This is a genomic window from Amycolatopsis sp. GM8, assembly GCF_021653975.1.
Lineage (GTDB): Bacteria > Actinomycetota > Actinomycetes > Mycobacteriales > Pseudonocardiaceae > Amycolatopsis_E.
The window spans coordinates 1,073,489-1,092,350 of record NZ_JAJKFK010000002.1 but is presented as its reverse complement, the minus strand read 5'-3'; the positions used below and the strand labels follow the sequence as shown (position 1 = coordinate 1,092,350).

Here is an 18,862-nt window from a genome sequence, read left to right as displayed (position 1 = left end):
ACTCAGTCCAGCGGGCGGGCGCCGAGATGTTCGGCGAGGAGGCGGTGCGCCGCTTCGTCCGGGTCGATCGCCGGGGCGGCGGGCACCAGGGTCGAGTCGGCGATCGTGGACTCTTCGGCCAGCAGTTCGGCCTCGTCGTCCGGCTCCGGCGGGAGCGGGATGTCCGGCTCGGTCGTCGTCGGCTGGGGCTTGGCCGGTGCGGCCGCGGGTTGAGCGGACGCCGACGAGCGCTGGAAGGTGCGCTGCTGTTGCTGCGGCGCCTCACGCTGCGTCGGGCTCGGCTGCGGGCGCGGGCCGGAACCGTTCGGGCGCGCCGAACCACCGCCGCCGCTGCCGCCGTGCACACACCGGACCTGCCAGGTGCCACCGAGCACCTCGTGCAGCGCGCCCGCGATGTAGTCGGCGTTGCGTGGCTCGGAAAGCCTGCGCGCCAACGGTTCCGCGGTGTGCGAGAGCACGACTGTCGAGCCGTCGACGCTCTGCACGGTCGCGTGCGTCAGCATCGCTTCGGTGCTGCGGCTCGTCTTGCGGATCGCGGCGAGCAGGGCGGGCCAGGCACTGCGGATCGCCGACACGTCCACCGCGCCTGATTCCTCTTGCACCGCAACGGGTTCCGCGGGTTCTGCCGCGACCGGCGCGGGCGCCGGGCGCTCTACGACCGGGCGTTCCGGTTCCGCGCGTTCCGCGACCGGGCGTTCCGGTTCCGGCGCGGGACGGGCGGGTTCCGGAGCCGGGCGGGACTCGGCGGCGGGCCGCTGCGAGGGCCGCTGGTAGGCCCGCTCGGGCGCGGGTGCCGCGGCAGCCGGAGCGGCGCCGACGCCGCCCCGTTCGAGGCGTTCCAGCCGCTGCAGCATCGAGGCTTCACCGTCCGAAACGGACGGTAGCAGCATCCGCGCGCACAGCAGTTCGAGCAGTAGCCGGGGTGCCGTCGCGCCGCGCATCTCGAGAAGTCCATTGTGGACGATCTCGGCGTACCGGGTCAGCGTGCCGAGCCCGACGCGCTCGGCCTGCGCGCTCATCCGGGTCAGCTCGTCTTCCGGCGCGGACACCAGGCCGCGCGCCGCCGCGTCGGGCACCGAGCGGACGAGCACGAGGTCCCGCAACCGGTCCAGCAGGTCTGATGCGAACCGCCGCGGGTCGTGGCCGGCTTCGGCGAGCCGCTCGACCGTGCTGAACACCGCGGCCGAGTCCTCGGTGGCGAGGCCGTCGATCATGTCGTCGATCAGCGCGACGTCCGTGACACCGAGGAGTGACATCGCCCGCTGGTACGTCACGCCGTCCGGCCCGGCGCCGGCGAGCAGCTGGTCGAGCACCGACTGCGTGTCGCGCGCGGACCCGCCGCCGGCGCGGATCACCAGCGGGTACACGGCGGGTTCGACCTGCATGCCCTCGGCGGCGACGTTGCGTTCCAGCAGGTCGCGCATCGCGCTCGGCGGGATGAGCCGGAACGGGTAGTGGTGGGTGCGCGAGCGGATGGTCGGCAGCACCTTGTCGGGCTCGGTGGTGGCGAAGATGAAGATCAGGTGTTCCGGCGGCTCTTCCACGATCTTGAGCAGGGCGTTGAAACCCTGTGTGGTGACCATGTGCGCCTCGTCGATGATGAACACCCGGTAGCGCGATTCGGCCGGCGCGTAGAACGCCTTGTCCCGCAACTCTCGCGCGTCGTCGACACCACCGTGGCTGGCCGCGTCGAGCTCGGTCACGTCGATGCTGCCGGGCCCCTCGGGCGCCAGCGCCCGGCACGAATCGCACTTACCGCAGGGATCCGGCGTAGGACCTTCAACACAATTAAGTGAACGGGCCATGATCCGCGCACTGGACGTCTTCCCACAGCCACGCGGCCCAGAAAACAGGTACGCATGGTTGATCCGCCCGGCCGCCAGCGCGGTGCGCAACGGCTCGGTGACATGCTCCTGCCCGACGACCTCCGCAAAGGTCGCCGGCCGATACTTCCGATAAAGAGCCAACGCCACGAGCCGAGACTACCGCCCCACCCACCCCCGCCCCGCGAACCCCAAAACTCGCGACGGCAGGAGGGCGGATGCGCCGCAGGCGCACGCCCGCAACACCGATGCTGGTCCAACCCAGACGCGCCCAGCGCTCGCCAAGGGTGAGGAGCTCGCACCGTGGGGGTCTGGGGGCTCGGCCCCCAGATACAACTCGGAGTGCGGGCACGAGGGAAGGTGACGAAGTCACCGAACAAGGGGACCCCCGCACCCGTCAGAGCCTGCTTATCCTTGCTGCCTTCCGGCCCTGGGGAGGTTCACAGGATGGACGCCGCGGGGGTCCGTTGCCCAGTGTAGGTCACTGGGCGGTCAGGGGTTTGGTCAGGTCGTACACGGTGGTGTTGCCGATGGTGGTGGTGTGGAAGTTCTGTTCGACCCAGGTGGCGATGGAGCTGCTGCCGCCGCGGTCGCCGAAGCCGCCCATGCCGCCGGCGATGTAGTACGTGATCTGGCCGGTTGCGACGTATTGCTTGAACTCGTCGAGGGTGGGGGCGGGGTCGCCGCCGTTGAAGCCGCCGATGGCCATGACGGACTTGTCGGAGCCGAGGGCGAGGCCCGCGGCCGATTGGGAGCCGTTGGTGGCGGCCGCCCATTTCGTGGTGGTGGTTTTCAGCAGCGCGATCACCTGGCTGTCGGCCTGTCCGCCACCGCCGAAGCCGCCGGTCATGCCGCCGAAACCGCCACCGAAACCGGCGGCCTGCGATGGTCCGGACGACGGGATCGCGCCGGTGTGCGGGGTCGCGGCGGTGACGACGGCGTACGCGGTCGTGCCGAGCATGCCGGTGATCAGCGCGCTGACGCCGAGCACCACCCCGAAGCGGCGCAGCCGGTCGACGCCGAACAGCAGGCCGAGCGTGACGATCGCGGTCAGCACGATGATCACGTATCGCAGCCACGGCTGCCACGACGAGACCCGGTCGAGCAGGATGAAGTTCCAGATGCCGGTGGCCGCGAGCATGAGTGCGAGCGCGACGCGGGCGGGGAAGTTGGCGCGCCCCCGCCATAGTTCGATGGCGCCGATGCCGATCAGGCCGCCGATGCCCGGTGCGAGCGCGACCGTGTAGTACGGGTGGATGGTGCCGCTCATGTAGCTGAACACCAGTGCGGTCACGACGGTCCAGCCGCCCCACAGCAGCAGCCCGGCGCGCGTCCGGTCGGTGCGCGGGAGGAACCGGGTGAACCACAGCCCGGCGAGGAGCGCGATCAGGGCGGCCGGCAGCAGCCAGGAGATCTCCGAACCGAAGGACTCGCTGAACATGCGGGTGATACCGGTGCTGCCACCGAACATCCCGCCGGCGCCGCCAGTGCCGCCGCCACCGACGCGGTTGCCGTCGCCGCCGAAGATCCGGCCGAGACCGTTGTAGCCGAAGGCGAGTTCGAGCGCGCTGTTGTCGGTGGAGCCGCCGATGTACGGTCGGCTCGACGCGGGCCACAGCGCGACTACGGCGACGTACCAACCCGCGGACACCACGACGGCGAGCCCGGCCGCGAGCACCTGCAGGACCCGTTTGCCGAGCCCGGTCGGCGCCGCGACGAGGTACACCAGCGCGAACGCGGGCAGCACGAGAAACGCCTGAAGCATCTTGGTGACGAAGCCGAACCCGATCGCGACACCGGCGAGCGCGAGCCACCAGGTGCTCGCCTTGTCGAGTGCGCGGACGGTGCACCACGCGGCGAGCGTCATCAGCAGCACCAGCAGCGCGTCGGGGTTGTTGAACTTGAACATCACGGCCGCGACCGGGGTCAGCGCGAGGACCGCGCCGGCGAGCAGCCCGGCCGCGGGACCGTTGGTGCGCCGCACGGTCAGGTACAGCAGGCCCACAGAACCCACGCCGCACAAGGCATTCGGCACGAGCATGCTCCAGCTGGAGAAGCCGAAGACGCGGCCGGACAACGCCATCAGCCAGATCGACGCCGGTGGCTTGTCGACGGTGATGATGTTGCCCGGGTCGAGCGACCCGAAGAACAGGGCCTCCCAGTTCTTGGTCCCGGCCTGGACCGCCATCGCGTAGAAGTCGTTGGCGTAGCCCGAAGCGCTCAGGTTCCACAGGTACAGCGCGGCGGTCGCGAGCAGCAGCACGGTCACGGCGGGCCGGACCCACCGCGGCCGGCCCGCGACGCGAGTGGCTGCGACGGGGCCGGGCACCACGGCTTGGCGCGGTGCGGCGGACGCAGTCGTCATCGGTGAGATTCTCCTATCGGTTCTTGCGGAAGACCCAGTTGCGGAAGAGCAGGAAACGCAGCACGGTGGCGGCGAGGTTGGCCAGCACCAGCACGATCAGTTCGGCGAAGCGGCCCGGTTCGCCGCCGGAATGCAGCAGTGCCAAGGATCCGCTGGTGAGCGCCAGCCCGAGACCGAACACGATCAGCCCCTCGAACTGGTGCCGCCCGGCGCCGCTGGAACCGCGGACACCGAAGGTGAAACGGCGGTTGGCCGCGGTGTTCGCGATCGCGGTCAGCAGCAGCGCGACGAGGTTCGCCACCTGTGCCCCCATACCGACGCGCAACAGCAGGAACAGCACGAGGTAGGCCAGCGTGCTGCCGACGCCGATCACCGCGAACCGCACCAGCTGGGTGGCCAGTTTCGGTGGCACACCAGGGGTGGACACTCCGATCGGCTCCCGTCCGAGTTGGTTGCGGATCTCGCGGATGGGCAGCGTCCCTCGCGCGAACGCGCGGGTCATCCGGGCCACCCCCTTGAGGTCCGCGGTGGCGGTGGCGACGATGTTGACCGACGAGTTCGGGTCGTCGATCCAGTCGACCGGCACCTCGTGCGTGCGCAGCCCGGCCCGTTGCGCCAGGACGAGCAACTCGGTGTCGAAGAACCAGCCGGTGTCCTCGACGAGTGGCAGCAACTGTTTGGCGACGTCGGCGCGGATCGCCTTGAACCCGCACTGCGCGTCGGTGAACCGGACGGCGAGCGTGCCGCGCAGGATCAGGTTGTAGCAGCGGGAGATGATCTCCCGTTTCGGGCCGCGCACGACCCGCGCGCCGCGGGCGAGCCGGGAGCCGATCGCGAGATCGGAGTGCCCCGAGATGAGCGGCGCGACCAGCGGCAGCAGCGCCGCGAGGTCCGTCGACAGGTCGACATCCATATACGCCAGCACTTGTGCGTCGGAGGCGGACCACACGGCGTTGAGCGCCCGGCCCCGGCCCTTCTGGTCCAGGTGCACCACCTCGACTTCCGCGATCTCGCCGGCGAGTTCGTGTGCGATGGCGAGGGTGGCGTCCGTGCTGGCGTTGTCCGCGATCGTGATCCGGTACTGGTACGGCACCGTGTCGCGCAGGTACGCGTGCAGTCTTCGGACACATTGGGCGAGATCGGTCTCCTCGTTGTACACGGGGATGACCACGTCGAGAACCGGGCTGGCTGCCGAGGGAATGGCCCGCGCCGCTGCGGGGGAAGCGTCTGCGGAGGTCATGAAGACCACGGTCGCGTGGGCCGTTGTGCCGACCATGTGGGGTGGCTGTGCGGACCCTGTGAGCCCAACACCGATGGGCGATCTTGGACGAGCATGGCCGCCGGATTCCCGAAAGGGCACCACATCCGCATCAAACATCGCAGCCTGCGGCTGTAGCACTGGGTACCGTTCGGTATTCCGATAGCTTCGACCGAAAGGAAGGCTCGGAGGGAGAACGCGTGATCGTCGACATACCCGATGGCAAGGACCCGATGAGGTACGTCTGGGGCGAGGTGGTGCCCGGGATCGGCGTCGCCGCAGCGAACTTCTCCGGCGCGGTGAACGCGCACACCACGCTCGGTCTCCGCGAGTTCGAGGCGGCCCGGCTGCGGATCGCGCAGATCAACGGCTGCGTCTACTGCTTGGACGTGCGGACCGAACGCGACGGGCAGAAGGTCGAGGAGGAGTTCGCGGACGCCGTGTCCGAGTGGCGCACCACCGACGCCTTCGACGAACGGACCCGGCTCGCCGCCGAATACGCCGAACGCTACGCCCTGGATCATCATGGGCTCGACGAGGAGTTCTGGGCGCGGATGACGGCGGGATACAGTCAGCGCGAAATCGTGGAACTGAGCATGAGCATCGGTTCCTGGCTCGCATTCGGGCGGCTGAACCATGTACTCGGTATCGACGCCCTCTGCGTTCTCCCGCACCGCTGAAACCCGGGGTGGCAGCCCGGTTCGTCACTGGTTGACGTGCGTGAAATCTTCGGTGGGCTTTTCCGCCGGGAAACGCACCCGGAACTCCGTTCGTCCCGGTGCACTTCGGACGGTCACTTCGCCCTGGTGCGCACCGACCACGGCGGCGACGATCGCCAGCCCGAGCCCGGTGCTGCCGGCCGCGCGCGAACGCGACGTGTCACCGCGGGCGAACCGCTCGAACACCTCGGGCAGCACGCTCTCCGGAATCCCCGGGCCGTTGTCGCGCACGGTCAACGTGGTCTGTCCGTCCTTTGTGGACAGCGCGGTGGTGACCGTGGTGCCGGGCGGCGTGTGCGTGCGCGCGTTGTTCAGCAGGTTCAGCACCACCTGGTGCAACTGGTCGGAGTCGCCGACGACGAGCAACGGCTCGGGCGGCACCTCCAGCAACCACTTGTGGTCCGGACCAGCGGCGTGCGAGTCGGCGACGGCGTCCATCACCAGCCGGGTCAGGTCGACCGGCTCGTACACCCGGTGCCGTCCGGCGTCCAGGCGCGCGAGCAGCAGCAACTCCTCGACGAGCGTCGTCATCCTGGCCGACTCGGATTCGACCCGGTGCATCGCGAACGCGATCTCCGGCGGCACCTCGTCCGAGCTGCGCCGGGTCAGCTCGGCGTAGCCCCGGATCGCGGCGAGGGGCGTCCGCAGCTCGTGACTGGCGTCCGCGACGAACTGGCGCACCCGGCTCTCGCTCTCCTGCCGCGCCGTCAGCGCGGCCGCGACGTGCCCGAGCATCCGGTTGAACGCCGCGCCCACCTTGCCGACCTCGGTCCGCGGATCCGTGTCGGCCTCGGGCACCCGCACCCGCAACGCGACCTCACCGCGATCCAGCGGCAGTTCGGACACCTGCGACGCGGTGTGCGCGAGCCGGTCGAGCGGGCGCATCGTGCGGCGCACGGTGGCCGCGCCGATCCCGCCGGCGAGCAGGAGCCCGCCCAGCGCGACCGCGCCGAAGATCAGCCCCAGCTGCCACAACGTCGCGGTCACGTCGGCCAGCGGCAGGCCGGTGGTCAGCACCGAGCCGACCGGGGTGCGCACCGACACCACCCGGTAGTCGCCGAGAGCACCGAGGTCGACGGAGTGGAACCGGCTGTCCGACGGCAACTGGAGCAGCTGTTGCAGCTGCGCCTGCGGGATCGGGTGGCTCGGGAACGGGTTCTCCGGGCTCGGCACGACCCCGCCGAGCAGGATGCCGGAGTGCACCGCGCCGTCCGGCTCGACCAGCACGCCGAGCGTGCCGATGCCTTGGCCCGGGACGCGCAGCGAGTCCGGCGGCCGCTGTCCCGGCGGGAACTGCACGGTGCCCGGAGGCGGCGGCCGGGTGCCCCGGTCGCTGGCCGCGGACAGCCGGTCGTCGAGCTGGTGCAGCAGGAAGCTCCGGAGCGCGACCTCGGTGACGACGCCGACCACCAGGCACACCACCGCGAGCAGCGCGATGAGCTGCGCGATCAGCTTTCCGCGCAGCGAAGAGGGGAGGAAACGGCGCCTAGGTTGCGGGCTTGAGGACATACCCCGCGCCGCGCATGGTGTGGATCATCGGCTCCCGACCAGCATCGATCTTTTTCCGCAGATAGGAAATATAGAGCTCCACGATGTTGGCCTGCCCACCGAAGTCGTAGCTCCACACCCTGTCCAGGATCTGCGCCTTCGACAGCACCCGCTTCGGGTTGCGCATGAGGAAGCGCAGCAGCTCGAACTCGGTGGCGGTGAGCGAGACCGGCTCGCCGCCACGGTGCACCTCGCGGCTGTCCTCGTCGAGGCTCAGATCGCCGACCACCAGCGTGGATCCCTCGCGCGCGGCGACAACCCGGGACCGGCGCAGCAGGGCGCGCAGCCGCAGCACGACCTCCTCCAGACTGAACGGCTTGGTCACGTAGTCGTCGCCGCCCGCGGTCAGCCCCGCGATCCGGTCCTCGACGGCGTCACGCGCGGTGAGGAACAGGACCGGCAGGTGCGGCACCTCGGCGCGAAGCTTCGCCAGCACCTCGAGCCCGCTGAAGTCGGGCAGCATCACGTCGAGCACGACCACGTCCGGCCGGAAGTCGCGCGCGGTGCGCACGGCGTCGGTGCCGTTGCCCGCGCTGCGGATCTCCCAGCCCTCCATGCGCAGCGCCATCGACACCAGCTCGGCGAGCGTCTCCTCGTCGTCGACGACGAGGACCCGCACCGACGAGCCGTCGGCGTGCTGCAGGTCGGCCTTCCCGGACGCGGTGGCGTTCATGCTGGTCATGGTCCCATCCTGGGGCGCTCCCGTAAGGCCCGCCTGTGCCCGCTCTGTGGGTTTCCTGTGAGCGCCCGACCGCACAGCGTCCGCCCACGTCGTTCACAGGCCTGGCACAGGCTGCGTGCCGAACCTGGTGCCGTAAGCGGAATTCTGCGAGAGGACACGATGACTACCGAGCCGACGACCACCCCACAGGCTCCGCCGGTCTGGGGTGACCCGCAGCCTCCCGCGCCGAAGTGGTCCGGCCGGAACACCGCCATCGCCGTGGCCGTCGCCGTCGTGATCGCCGCGATCGGCGGGGTCGCGATCTACGCGGGCACGTCCGGCAGCAGCAGCGGCAGCGGCCAGCAGGGTTTCGGCGGCCCTGGCGGGGGTCGCATGGGCGGGTTCAACAACGGCCAGATGGGCGCGCTGTCGCTGATGCGCGACGCGCTGCACGGCGACTTCACTGTCCAGGAGAACGGCGGCTACGTCACCGAGCGGATGCAGACCGGTGACGTCAGCGCGCTGAGCGCCACCTCGATCACGGTCAAGAGCGCGGACTCCTACACCCAGACCTACGCGATCGACTCGGCCACGGAGAAGGCGGACAACCTGGCCACCGGTTCGACTGTGACGGTGCTGGCGAAGGTGTCCGGCGACACGGCGACCGCGACCAGCATCACCGACGGCCGGGCGCAGTCGGGCGGCCAGGGCGGCTTCCCCGGCGGCGGCACGCAGGGCGGACCCGGTGGCGGGCAGAACGGCGGCCCGCGCCAGCAGCAGGGCTCCTCGAACTAGCCGGACCAGTGCAGGTGAGGCCCGCTTCCGGACACGTGCCGGAAGCGGGCCTCTGCTTGTTCACAGGTCCAGGGGCCCTGCGGTCAATAACACACGAACTTCGATAATCGCATTGGTTACGCGAGGTCGAACTGGCCGGACTTCACGCCGGTCAGGAAGGCTTCCCACTCGCCCGCGTCGAACACGAACACAGGGCTGGCCTGCAGTTTCGTGTCACGCACGCCGACCAGACCGGTGCTGCCCAGGTTGACTTCGACGCAGTTGCCGCCATTGGGCTCGCTCGCGAAAGACTTTTCCCATCGTCTCTCGTCGAACAACGCTGCTGCCGTCTCGGGGTCATAAGCCAGGGGGCGCGGGTGTTCCGCCATGGGGTCTTACCTCCGTGCTTTATCCGGCGCTGCCGCGCGCAAACGGCCCAAGCGCCTGGTGCTTGTGGACCTGGGCAGGTCCAGTCGAGTGATCGAAAGGTTGACCGCTCGACACCAAGATTATTCCAGGAGTAGGATTATTCCGATCCACCGGGGTCCGCCTCAGTGATCACCCCGCTGCCGGGCAGGCCAGCGGTCGTCCTCTCTGGGGAGGTGCATCGTGCTCGGAGCAGCGGCAGACAGCGCCCTCGCGGTGGCCTCTCCCGCCCCCTTCATGGTGGTCGGCCGGGTGCGCGGGGACGAGCGGGCGTTCACCGTCGCCACCCCCGCCGACGCGCTCGCGCACATGCTCGACTGGCGCGGCGCGGACGAAAACGCCTCGGCCGTCTGGTACCTGCGCGAGGACTGGCCGTCCCCGGTCACGCTGATCGGCCGGCCGGCTGCCGGAGTGGTCGGCGAAACCCGGCGCAGCGCACACCTTTTCCGGCTGCGCCCCGGTGCTGTGCTGTCCGACACGATCACCGCGCGCTGCGGCACCCAACTCTCGTTGACAGAGATCGAATGGCTGCGCCTCGGCGCCGGCATGCCGTGCGAGTGCTGTCTCGTAACCGGCGCCGGGCGCAACCGGGAACTGGAGGGATGACGGATGACCGTCCGGATCGGTGACGTGGCGCAGGCGGGCCGGCGACGTGACCGTTACGAGGACCACAGTGCTGACGCGGTAGCGGATCGCCGCCGCCCGGCCGTCGACGGGACGCAGCGGCGGCAACGGCACGGCTGGTGGTACCACCTCGAGTTCGCGCTGCTGAAATCCCGCGCCTGAGCCGGTTTCCCAGCAGCCGCAGCACTTTCAGAAGCGCCGGCTCATTTCGTCGCGGTACCCCTCGGCAAGCTTCTTGAGGAACTCGCGCGTTTCCTGACGTTCCAGCGCCGCGCCACGGAGCCGGTCCCAGCCGTCGACGAAGAGCTGGAAATCCTTCTGGTCATCCAGGTAGATCCCGCCGGCGGAATGCTCGATGTAGACGAAATCTCTTGTGCGGTCCGGAAATCGCATGATGGTGAAATCGTTGGGCACGGACGCCAGGCGGGCGTCGAGCGCCAGCACGTGGATGTACACGCGCGGGCGGCGATCGAGCTCCATCAGATGCTCGATCTGGTCGAGCATCACCGCCGGCGCACTGCCGCCGGGCGCGCGCCGCAACGCGGCCTCGCTGAGGATGAACCGGTAGTACGGCGGCTGCGGCTGGTCGAACACCGACTTGCGGTCCAGCCGGTTGCGCACCAGCGACGTGACGTCGGTCGCGCCGAACTCGGTGAACTGCTTCAGCATGTAGTGCTCGGACTGCAGCGGCCCCGGGATGCGCTCGCCGTGCCAGGTCATGATCTCGACGGCGGCCGGTTCGAGGTCGGTGAAGGTGCGGAACCAGTGCGGCACCACGGACCGGTAACCGGACCAGTGCCCGCGCTGCCCGGCCGCGGCGCGGGCCAGGTTCATCAGCGCCTCGGACTCGTCCCCGTTGACCCCGAAGGTATCCAGCATTGCCCGCACGTCACCGAGTTTGACGCCGACCGCACCCGATTCGATCTTGTTGACCTTGCCCTGGGTGCAGCCGAGCACTTCCGCGACTTGCTGCTGGGTCATTCGTGCCGCGGTGCGGGCGTGGCGAAGCTCATTCCCGAGCTGCTTGCGCCGCGAGGTAACGGTGCTAGCCATCGCTCACTTCCGGGCCTCGACCTTTCGCTTGCATCATGATCGTAGGCCGCTGACGGTCTGTGATCACCCACCGGATTGTCACAGTGACAGCCGCCAAGGATGGCAGGAAATGCGCGCGAACGCCAGTTACTCGCGCGTTCACCGGGCAACCACCGAAACCACGATAGGGTTCGGGTAGGCCGAAACGGAAGGCGGACAAGCGGAGAATGAGTACCAAGGCGAGTATCGGTGTCACGGGGCTCGCGGTCATGGGCCGCAACCTCGCCCGGAACCTGGCCCGGCATGGCCACACCGTCGCCCTGCACAACCGTTCCGAGCAGCGCACGCGCGATCTGGTCGAGCAGTTCGGCGACGAGGGCGACTTCATCCCGGCTTACTCGGCGCAGGAGTTCGTCGACGCGCTGGAACGGCCGCGACAGATTGTGATCATGGTCAAGGCCGGCGCCCCCACGGACGCCGTCATCGAGGAGTTCGCGCCGCTGCTGGAGAAGGGCGACGTGATCGTCGACGCCGGCAACGCGCATTTCGCGGACACGCGCCGTCGCGAAGCGGCGCTGCGCGAGCAGGGTCTGCACTTCGTCGGCACCGGGGTGTCCGGCGGCGAAGAGGGCGCGCTGCACGGGCCGAGCATCATGCCCGGCGGATCGAAGGAGTCCTACGACTCGCTCGGCCCGCTGTTCGAGGACATCTCGGCCAAAGTGGACGGTGCGCCGTGCTGCACGCACATCGGTCCCGACGGTGCCGGGCATTTCGTGAAAATGGTGCACAACGGCATCGAGTACGCCGACATGCAGCTGATCGCGGAGTCGTTCGACCTGCTGCGCGGTGCGCTCGGCTACGAGCCGGCGCAGATCGCCGACGTGTTCCGCACCTGGAACACCGGGCGGCTGGACTCGTATCTGATCGAGATCACGTCGGAGGTGCTGGCCCACACCGACGCCGCGACCGGCAAGCCGTTCGTCGACATCGTGACCGACCAGGCGGAGCAGAAGGGCACCGGCCGCTGGACCGTGCAGATCGGGCTCGACCTCGGGGTGCCGATCAGCGGGATCGCCGAGGCCGTGTTCGCGCGGTCGCTGTCGGGGAGCGCGAGCCTGCGGGCGGCGAGCCGCGGCCTGCCCGGCCCGGCCCGGACGCCGCTGACCGGCGCGGCGGCGGACAGCTTCGCCGACGACGTCGAGCACGCGCTGTACGCGTCGAAGATCGTGGCGTACGCGCAGGGCTTCAACCAGATCCAGGCCGGTGGCGCCGAGTACGGCTGGGACATCGATCTCGGTGCGGTGTCGAAGATCTGGCGTGGCGGCTGCATCATCCGCGCGAAGTTCCTCGACGACGTGTCCGCCGCGTACACCGCGGAGCCGGGCCTGCCGACGCTGCTCACCTCGGGCGACTTCCGCAAGGCCGTGGAGGACGCGCAGGACTCGTGGCGTTCGGTGGTCGCGACCGCGACCCGGCTGGGTATCCCGACGCCGGGGTTCTCGACCGCACTGGCGTACTACGACGGCCTCCGCGCGGAGCGGCTCCCGGCCGCGCTCGTGCAGGGACAGCGCGACTTCTTCGGCGCGCACACCTACCGTCGCGTCGACCGGGAGGGCTCGTTCCACACCGCCTGGGCGACCCCGGACCGCACCGAGTCGCCGGCCTGATCAGGACTTCCCGGTGATCGCTTCGAGCGCGCTCCGGAGGGCTGATTCGACCGAGTTCTTGTCGAGGCCGGTGGCGGTGAGTGGACCGTCACCGGCCTCGTTTTCCAGTAGTGCCAACAAGATGTGCTCGGTGCCGACGTAGTTGTGCCCCAGCCGCAACGCTTCCCGCAAGGTGAGTTCGAGAACCTTGCGGGCGGCGCCGGAGAACGGGATCACGCCTTCGGTCTTCTTGCCCGTGGCAGGGGGCAGCGCATCCGCGGCAGCGCCGCGGACGTCCTCGAGCGACACACCGAGGGCGATGATCATCTTGGCTGCCAGTGCGGTGCCGTCGCCGAGCACGCCGAGCGTGAGGTGCCCTGGCGTGATCTCGGTGTGCCCGAGCCGCCGCGCCACCTCCTGTGTCTCGACGACGACTTGCTGCGCGCGCGGGGTAAAGCGTTCGAAGCCACCGCTGAGGTCGACGTCTTCCACGCTGATCCCCTTGGGCACGAAACGCTTCTGCGCCGCCTGCTTGGAAACCCCCATACTGGTCCCGATTTCCGCCCAGGACGCGCCGGAACGCCTTGCCTGGTCGACGAAATGCCCGATCAGATGATCGGCCACCTCACCCATCTGCTCGGCGAGAAGCATCGCGTCGGACAGCTGCTGGAGGGCGTCCGCCCCCGGATGCTGGTTCTTGACGGAGTCGATCAGATCATCGAGCCGGACTGGATTCGTCATGCCGTCAACTTTAGGTTGACGATGACCTAGCCGTCAACCTTGAGTTGACGGCGCTACTCGAAGGGCAGGCCCACGTAGTTCTCCGCCAGGCTGGTTGCCGCGGCCTTCGAGGACGCCGTATAGCGCAGTTGCGAGAGTTGGAGCCGGCGCTGGAAGTCGTCGCCGTCGGGGTCGGTGTGCAGCATCGAAGTCATGTACCACGAGAAGTGCTCGGCCCGCCACACGCGCTTCAGGCAAGTGTCCGAATAGGACTCCGCCAGCTCACTTCGCTTGTGCTGCAACAGGTCCACCAGCGCGCGGGACAGCACCCGGACGTCGGCGACGGCGAGGTTCATGCCTTTCGCGCCGGTGGGCGGGACGATGTGCGCGGCATCGCCGGCCAGGAACAACCGGCCGTACTGCATCGGCTCGGCCACGAAACTGCGCATCGGCGTGACGCTCTTGTCCAGGATCGGGCCCTCCCGCAAGGAAAACTCACCGGACGTCACCAGCCGCGCCGAGAGTTCCGACCAGATCCGGTCGTCCGGCCATTCGTCGATCTTCTCGTCGTGCGGGACCTGCAGGTACAGCCGGGTGATCTCCGGCGACCGCATGCTGTGCAGGGCGAACCCGCGCTCGTGATGGGTGTAGATCAGTTCCTCGTGCGACGGCGGCGTCCGCGCCAGCACGCCGAGCCAGGCGAACGGGTACTCGCGGTTGAAGACCTTCACGTCCGGGATCGACGGCCGGCTCACGCCGTGGAACCCGTCACAGCCGGCGATCACGTCGCACTCCAGGGCACGCGCGACACCGTCGGCATCACGGTAGCTCACCCGCGGAGACTCACTGTCCAAACCAGACAGCTCCACATCGGACACTTCGAACTCGACCGGATACCCCTTCGCCTCGTGCGCGGCGATCAGGTCCTTCACGATCTCCTGCTGGCCGTACACCATGATCGTCTTGCCGGTCAGCTCGGACAGCGCGATCCGATGGTCCTCGCCATCGAACCGGAGCGAAAACCCGTGGTGCGGCAGGCCTTCCGCGTCCATCCGGGCGCCGACGCCGATCTCCCGCAGCAGCTCGACCGTCGGGTGCTCGCACACGCCGGCCCGCACCCGCCGCTCCACGTACTCCCGGCTGCGCGCTTCGAGTACGACGGCATCGATGCCCTCGGCGTGCAGCAGGTACGACAGCAGCAAACCCGCCGGTCCCGCGCCGATGATGCCGACCTGTGTACGCGCCACCTGAAACCTCCCGAACTTCGACCGGTCCACAGCATGCGATGCCGCCCGGCCGAACCACACCCGTCCTTCCACTGGCTAGAAGACTGGCTGCTGGACGGCCCGGGGTGCGCCGAGGCTGCGCGAGATACCGCGGGCAGCCGCGCGCACCGCGGGGACGAGTACGCGCGGCTCCGGTCCGCGCACGGGCACGACGATCGAGATCGCCGCCACCACCTGGTCCTCCGGCCCGTACACCGGCGCGGCGACCGACAGCGACACCATCTCGACCTGCCGGTCGCTGATCACGAACCCGTCGCGCCGCACGTCGGCGAGCGTGCGACGCAGCTCGTCCGGGGTGCAGATCGTCTTCGGGGTGTACGCCTTCAGCGGCCCGGCGAGCACTTCCTCCTGCACCTCGACCGGGGCGTGCGCGAGCAGCACGAGCCCGACCCCGGTCGCGTGCGCGTGCAGCCTGCTGCCCACGCGCGACAGGACGCTGACCGCGTTGCGCCCGGAAATCCGCTCCACGTAGACCACCTCGGGCGCGTCGAGCACCGCCAGCTGCACGTTCTCGTGCGTCGCCTCGTACAGGTCCTCAAGGAACGGCATCGCGGCGTCCCGCAACCCCATGCCACGCGACAGCGACGCGATCTCCCACAACCACAGCCCGACGCGATACCGCCCGTCCGCCTGCCGCTCCAGCGCACCACGCCGGGCCAGCTCGCCGACGATCCGGTGCGTCGTGGACAACGGGAGCCCGGCCCGGCGGCTCAGCTCCGACAGGCTCAGCGCCGGCCGGTCCGTGCTGAACGCGCCGAAGACGTCGAGCACCCGGTCGACGACCGAAGGCGCCTGTGCCGAGGTGTGCCGCATCAGCCCAGGATATCCCGCCCGCCAGCCCGACCACCGCCCCTGAACGAGGCGCTCCGCGCCGCTTGCCTTAATGCCAGACCGAAGCGGCGGTTTCCACGATTCGCTCCAGCTTCGCCTTCTGCTGGTCCTCCGTCAGGTCGTTGCCCTCCTCGGTGGAGGAGAACCCGCACTGCGGCGACAGGCAGAGCTGGTCGATGTCCACGAACTCGGCCGCCGCGTCGATGCGCCGGCGCAGCGAGTCGACGCTCTCCAGCTCACCGCGCTTCGTGGTGACCAGGCCCAGCACGACGTACTTGCCCGGCGGCACGAACCGCAGCGGCTCGAACCCGCCGGACCGCGCGTCGTCGAATTCGAGGAAGTAGCCGTCCACGTTGAGCTCGTTGAACAACGCGTCCGCGACGAAGTCGTAGCCGCCCTCGGCGACCCAGGACGACCGGAAGTTCCCGCGGCACAGGTGCGTGGTGATGGTCATTCCGGCGGGCTTGTTCGCGAGCGCGGCGTTCATCGTCTTGATGTTGCGCACATGCTGCTTGTCCGGGTCGCCGCCCATCCGCGCCACCAGCGCCCGCTGCTCCGGGTCGTTGAGGTACGCCAGGCTCGTGTCGTCCAGCTGCAGGTACGTGCAGCCGAGCGACGCCATGCCCGCGATCTCCTTGGCATACGCGGCGGCGAGGTCGTCGTAGAACTCCTCGAGATCCGGGTACACGGACTCGCTGACCGCTGCCCGGCCACCGCGATAGTAGACCATGCTGGGCGAGGGAATGGTCTGCTTCGGCGTGATCCGCGCGTCCACAATGGACTTCAGGAATTCGAAATGCTGGCCGAAAATAACGCCGTCGAGGCCCACTTTCTCGTACACCTTCAGCCCGGCCGGGCTCCAGTCCAGGTCACCGGCGGCGTTGTGGAAGGTGACGTGCAGCTTGTCGTCGCTCTTGGCGATGCCGTGCAGCTGGTAGATGAAATCCATGTGCCAGGTCGCCCGGCGGAACTCCCCGTCGGTGGCGGACTGCAGGCCGGCGGCCCGCTGCAGCTCGACGACCTCGCGGATCGCCTCGTCCTCGACGGCACGCAGCTCATCGGCATCGATCACCCCCTTGGCGAAGTTCTCCCTCGCCTCGTGGAGCTTCGCGGGGCGCAGCAGGCTGCCCACGTGGTCGGCGCGAAACGGCGGTGTCGTGCGCGGAGTCATGCCCCGATCCTCGTAGCAGGTCCGCTACTTGTGCAACCCTCGCTAGCCGACGTGCACGACCGGTCGCCGCTCGGGGTCCGGCTCGGCACGCCGCAGCACTTCGCGTGTCACCGGCGGCACATCGCCGTCACCGGAGAACAGGTAGCGCACCAGGAACTTCAGCGGGTTGCCCTCGGTCCAGGCGAAATACACATGCGGCCGCAGCCCGGTGTCGTCCCGGATCCGCAATAGGATCGCCGCGATCGCGTTGGCGATGGACGGGCTCTTCACCCGCAGGATCTGGTAGCCGGCCCGCTTCTCGCCGTGGATGTGCAGCGCCGACTCGAAGTCCGACGCGTCGGAGATGGTGACCTCCAGGAAGATCGGCGAGCAGTCGTGCGGCAGGTGGCTGTTCTCGGTCGCCTCCCGCACCTTCTCGCGGTACTCCTCCTCGTTCCGCGCGTCGGGTTCGTTCGCGATGACCCGCACATGCCCGTTGCGCGTCGCCTTGTCGAGGATGCGCTGCGCGGCCGCGTCGAAGTCGACGTCCACCGCGCGCAGCTCCAGCGACCGGGTCGCACGGGAGACCAGCGAGGTCGTGATGATCGCGACGATGAAGAACGCCGCGATCTTGACCCCGTCCGGCCGCTCGATGATGTTCGCGATGGTCGTGTAGACGAACACGACCGTGATCACGGCATAGCCGGTGAACGCGCCGTAGTGCTTGCGGCGGTGGGCCGACAGCGTGACCGCGAGCGCGGCCGAGGAGATCAGCACCAGCACACCGGTCGCGTACGCGCCGCCCTGCGCGTCGACGCTCGCGTCGAAGATCCAGGTGATCACGAACGCGATCACCGAGATCACGATCACCAGCGGCCTCGTCGCGCCGGCCCAGTTCGGCGCCATGCCGTACCGCGGCAGGTAGCGCGGCACGAGGTTCAGCAGGCCCGCCATCGCCGAGGCACCCGCGAACCACAGGATCGCGATCGTGCTGACGTCGTACACGGTGCCGAAAGCATTGCCGAGATAGCTGTGCGCGAGGAACGCCAGTGCGCGTCCGCTCGCCTTGCCATCGCCGCTGAACTCCTCCTGCGGGATCAGCACCGTGGTGGCGAAACTGCTGGTGATCAGGAACGCGCTCATGATCAGCGCGGCCGTGGTGAGCAGCTTGCGCGTGTTCCGGATGCGGCCGCGCGGTTCCCGTTCCGTGTCGCCGGGCGCGCCGTGCACCAGCGGCATCACGGACACGCCGGTCTCGAAACCGGACAGGCCCAGCGCCAGCTTGGGGAACACGATCAGCGAGACGCCGATCATGGCCCAGATGCTGCCGTGCTGGCTGACCAGCATGTTCTGCCAGTCGACGATCACGTGCGCACTCGAGAACACGTGGATCAGCGAGTCCACCACGACGACCAGGTTCAGCGCCAGGTACAGCGCGACGAGCCCGAGTGCGACGCCGATCGCCTCGGCGAAGCCCTTCAGGAACACCGCGCCGAGCAGGGCGATCAGCAGGAGCGTGATCAGCATGTTCTGGCCGTGCAGAAAGCTTGGCACGTAAGGGTTTTCGACGGCGTGCTCGGCGGCGTCGGCGGCGGAGAGGGTGATCGTGATGACGAAGTCGGTCGCGGCGAACCCGAGCAGCGCCAGTACGAGCAGCTTGCCCTTCCACCGGGACAACAGCTTTTCCAGCATCGCCAGCGATCCCTGGCCGTGCGGGCTTTCCGCGGCGACGCGGCGGTAGATCGGCAGCGCACCGGCGAGCGTCAGCACGACGAGCACGACGGTCGCCAGCGGTGAGAGGAGTCCGGCAGCGAGCGCCGCGATACCCGGCTGGTAACCCAGCGTGGAGAAGTAGTCGACGCCGGTGAGGCACATGACCTTCCACCACGGATGGTCGCGCTCACGCGTCTGTTCCTGTGCGCCTCCCGACAGCTGCCGGGCCCGCTTGTGCTCACCTTCGAGCAACCACTCCTTGACGCCGGTCGCCGTCACGGTGAAA

The 18,862-nt window shown here is 69.1% G+C and carries 17 protein-coding genes and 1 other RNA gene; 5 read left to right on the top strand and 13 right to left on the bottom strand.

All coding sequences use genetic code 11. The annotated features are described in order from the left end of the window. Positions 1-2 precede the first annotated feature (2 nt). The 4 genes from LOZ83_RS12800 to LOZ83_RS12785 all read right to left on the bottom strand — a co-directional run bounded on the left by LOZ83_RS12800 (position 3) and on the right by LOZ83_RS12785 (position 5,428). Positions 3-1,973, bottom strand: coding sequence for a DNA polymerase III subunit gamma and tau (locus LOZ83_RS12800; RefSeq protein ID WP_236790670.1), 1,971 nt, complete (start codon positions 1,971-1,973; stop codon positions 3-5). A gap of 222 nt (positions 1,974-2,195) precedes the next feature. Next, positions 2,196-2,294, bottom strand: an RNA gene (ffs, locus tag LOZ83_RS12795) — signal recognition particle sRNA small type. A gap of 10 nt (positions 2,295-2,304) precedes the next feature. Then, entirely contained in the window at positions 2,305-4,188 is a 1,884-nt protein-coding gene (locus LOZ83_RS12790) for a glycosyltransferase family 39 protein (protein ID WP_236790669.1), read from the bottom strand. A 13-nt stretch (positions 4,189-4,201) separates the two neighbouring features. Continuing rightward, positions 4,202-5,428 (bottom strand): bifunctional glycosyltransferase family 2/GtrA family protein, encoded by a 1,227-nt coding sequence (locus tag LOZ83_RS12785; RefSeq protein ID WP_236790668.1) that lies wholly within the window; start codon positions 5,426-5,428, stop codon positions 4,202-4,204. 218 nt (positions 5,429-5,646) lie between these two features. Here LOZ83_RS12785 and LOZ83_RS12780 point away from each other — a divergent pair, with 218 nt between their 5' ends. Continuing rightward, complete coding sequence (locus tag LOZ83_RS12780; protein ID WP_236790667.1) at positions 5,647-6,126, top strand: carboxymuconolactone decarboxylase family protein; 480 nt, start codon at positions 5,647-5,649, stop codon at positions 6,124-6,126. Positions 6,127-6,150: 24 nt separating this feature from the next. Here the strand turns inward: LOZ83_RS12780 and LOZ83_RS12775 are convergent, their stop codons facing one another. Then, positions 6,151-7,674: a cell wall metabolism sensor histidine kinase WalK gene (locus LOZ83_RS12775; RefSeq protein WP_236790666.1), complete on the bottom strand. Its 1,524-nt coding sequence runs from the start codon at positions 7,672-7,674 to the stop codon at positions 6,151-6,153. Beyond that, on the bottom strand, positions 7,652-8,395 hold the full coding sequence (locus tag LOZ83_RS12770; RefSeq protein WP_304512150.1) for a response regulator transcription factor: 744 nt from the start codon (positions 8,393-8,395) through the stop codon (positions 7,652-7,654). Before LOZ83_RS12770 ends, LOZ83_RS12775 begins: the two co-directional genes overlap by 23 nt. 159 nt (positions 8,396-8,554) lie before the next feature. Between LOZ83_RS12770 and LOZ83_RS12765 the strand changes: the two genes are divergently transcribed. Beyond that, complete coding sequence (locus LOZ83_RS12765) at positions 8,555-9,169, top strand: hypothetical protein (RefSeq protein WP_236790665.1); 615 nt, start codon at positions 8,555-8,557, stop codon at positions 9,167-9,169. A gap of 116 nt (positions 9,170-9,285) precedes the next feature. On the opposite strand, the gene LOZ83_RS12760 is transcribed toward LOZ83_RS12765, so the two are convergent. Continuing rightward, a complete protein-coding gene (locus LOZ83_RS12760; RefSeq protein ID WP_236790664.1) occupies positions 9,286-9,537 on the bottom strand; it encodes a DUF397 domain-containing protein in 252 nt (83 codons plus the stop codon). Between the two features lie 220 nt (positions 9,538-9,757). Here LOZ83_RS12760 and LOZ83_RS12755 point away from each other — a divergent pair, with 220 nt between their 5' ends. Next, on the top strand, positions 9,758-10,180 hold the full coding sequence (locus tag LOZ83_RS12755) for a hypothetical protein (protein WP_236790663.1): 423 nt from the start codon (positions 9,758-9,760) through the stop codon (positions 10,178-10,180). Between the two features lie 3 nt (positions 10,181-10,183). Further along, entirely contained in the window at positions 10,184-10,360 is a 177-nt protein-coding gene (locus tag LOZ83_RS12750) for a hypothetical protein (protein ID WP_236790662.1), read from the top strand. A gap of 27 nt (positions 10,361-10,387) precedes the next feature. On the opposite strand, the gene LOZ83_RS12745 is transcribed toward LOZ83_RS12750, so the two are convergent. Beyond that, positions 10,388-11,251 (bottom strand): helix-turn-helix transcriptional regulator, encoded by an 864-nt coding sequence (locus tag LOZ83_RS12745; protein ID WP_236790661.1) that lies wholly within the window; start codon positions 11,249-11,251, stop codon positions 10,388-10,390. Positions 11,252-11,457: 206 nt separating this feature from the next. Between LOZ83_RS12745 and gndA the strand changes: the two genes are divergently transcribed. Beyond that, positions 11,458-12,897 (top strand): NADP-dependent phosphogluconate dehydrogenase, encoded by a 1,440-nt coding sequence (gene gndA / locus LOZ83_RS12740; protein ID WP_236790660.1) that lies wholly within the window; start codon positions 11,458-11,460, stop codon positions 12,895-12,897. On the opposite strand, the gene LOZ83_RS12735 is transcribed toward gndA, so the two are convergent. The 5 genes from LOZ83_RS12735 to LOZ83_RS12715 all read right to left on the bottom strand — a co-directional run bounded on the left by LOZ83_RS12735 (position 12,898) and on the right by LOZ83_RS12715 (position 18,855). Further along, on the bottom strand, positions 12,898-13,617 hold the full coding sequence (locus LOZ83_RS12735) for a Clp protease N-terminal domain-containing protein (RefSeq protein WP_236790659.1): 720 nt from the start codon (positions 13,615-13,617) through the stop codon (positions 12,898-12,900). A 53-nt stretch (positions 13,618-13,670) separates the two neighbouring features. Further along, a complete protein-coding gene (locus tag LOZ83_RS12730; protein WP_236790658.1) occupies positions 13,671-14,843 on the bottom strand; it encodes a 4-hydroxybenzoate 3-monooxygenase in 1,173 nt (390 codons plus the stop codon). Positions 14,844-14,918: 75 nt separating this feature from the next. Next, positions 14,919-15,695, bottom strand: coding sequence for an IclR family transcriptional regulator (locus LOZ83_RS12725; RefSeq protein WP_236790657.1), 777 nt, complete (start codon positions 15,693-15,695; stop codon positions 14,919-14,921). A gap of 67 nt (positions 15,696-15,762) precedes the next feature. After that, a complete protein-coding gene (locus tag LOZ83_RS12720) occupies positions 15,763-16,884 on the bottom strand; it encodes a 5-methyltetrahydropteroyltriglutamate--homocysteine S-methyltransferase (RefSeq protein ID WP_236790656.1) in 1,122 nt (373 codons plus the stop codon). A gap of 42 nt (positions 16,885-16,926) precedes the next feature. Further along, complete coding sequence (locus LOZ83_RS12715; RefSeq protein ID WP_236790655.1) at positions 16,927-18,855, bottom strand: amino acid transporter; 1,929 nt, start codon at positions 18,853-18,855, stop codon at positions 16,927-16,929. Positions 18,856-18,862 lie beyond the last annotated feature (7 nt).

What these genes read in the sequence shown, in the direction of transcription:
- LOZ83_RS12790 (WP_236790669.1), bottom strand. Translation starts at nt 4,188, where the DNA reads ATGACGACTGCGTCCGCCGCACCGCGCCAAGCCGTGGTGCCCGGCCCC.
- LOZ83_RS12785 (WP_236790668.1), bottom strand. Translation starts at nt 5,428, where the DNA reads ATGACCTCCGCAGACGCTTCCCCCGCAGCGGCGCGGGCCATTCCCTCG.
- LOZ83_RS12775 (WP_236790666.1), bottom strand. Translation starts at nt 7,674, where the DNA reads ATGTCCTCAAGCCCGCAACCTAGGCGCCGTTTCCTCCCCTCTTCGCTG.
- LOZ83_RS12770 (WP_304512150.1), bottom strand. Translation starts at nt 8,395, where the DNA reads ATGACCAGCATGAACGCCACCGCGTCCGGGAAGGCCGACCTGCAGCAC.
- LOZ83_RS12765 (WP_236790665.1), top strand. Translation starts at nt 8,555, where the DNA reads ATGACTACCGAGCCGACGACCACCCCACAGGCTCCGCCGGTCTGGGGT.
- LOZ83_RS12760 (WP_236790664.1), bottom strand. Translation starts at nt 9,537, where the DNA reads ATGGCGGAACACCCGCGCCCCCTGGCTTATGACCCCGAGACGGCAGCA.
- LOZ83_RS12750 (WP_236790662.1), top strand. Translation starts at nt 10,184, where the DNA reads ATGACCGTCCGGATCGGTGACGTGGCGCAGGCGGGCCGGCGACGTGAC.
- LOZ83_RS12745 (WP_236790661.1), bottom strand. Translation starts at nt 11,251, where the DNA reads ATGGCTAGCACCGTTACCTCGCGGCGCAAGCAGCTCGGGAATGAGCTT.
- gndA (WP_236790660.1), top strand. Translation starts at nt 11,458, where the DNA reads ATGAGTACCAAGGCGAGTATCGGTGTCACGGGGCTCGCGGTCATGGGC.
- LOZ83_RS12735 (WP_236790659.1), bottom strand. Translation starts at nt 13,617, where the DNA reads ATGACGAATCCAGTCCGGCTCGATGATCTGATCGACTCCGTCAAGAAC.
- LOZ83_RS12725 (WP_236790657.1), bottom strand. Translation starts at nt 15,695, where the DNA reads ATGCGGCACACCTCGGCACAGGCGCCTTCGGTCGTCGACCGGGTGCTC.
- LOZ83_RS12720 (WP_236790656.1), bottom strand. Translation starts at nt 16,884, where the DNA reads ATGACTCCGCGCACGACACCGCCGTTTCGCGCCGACCACGTGGGCAGC.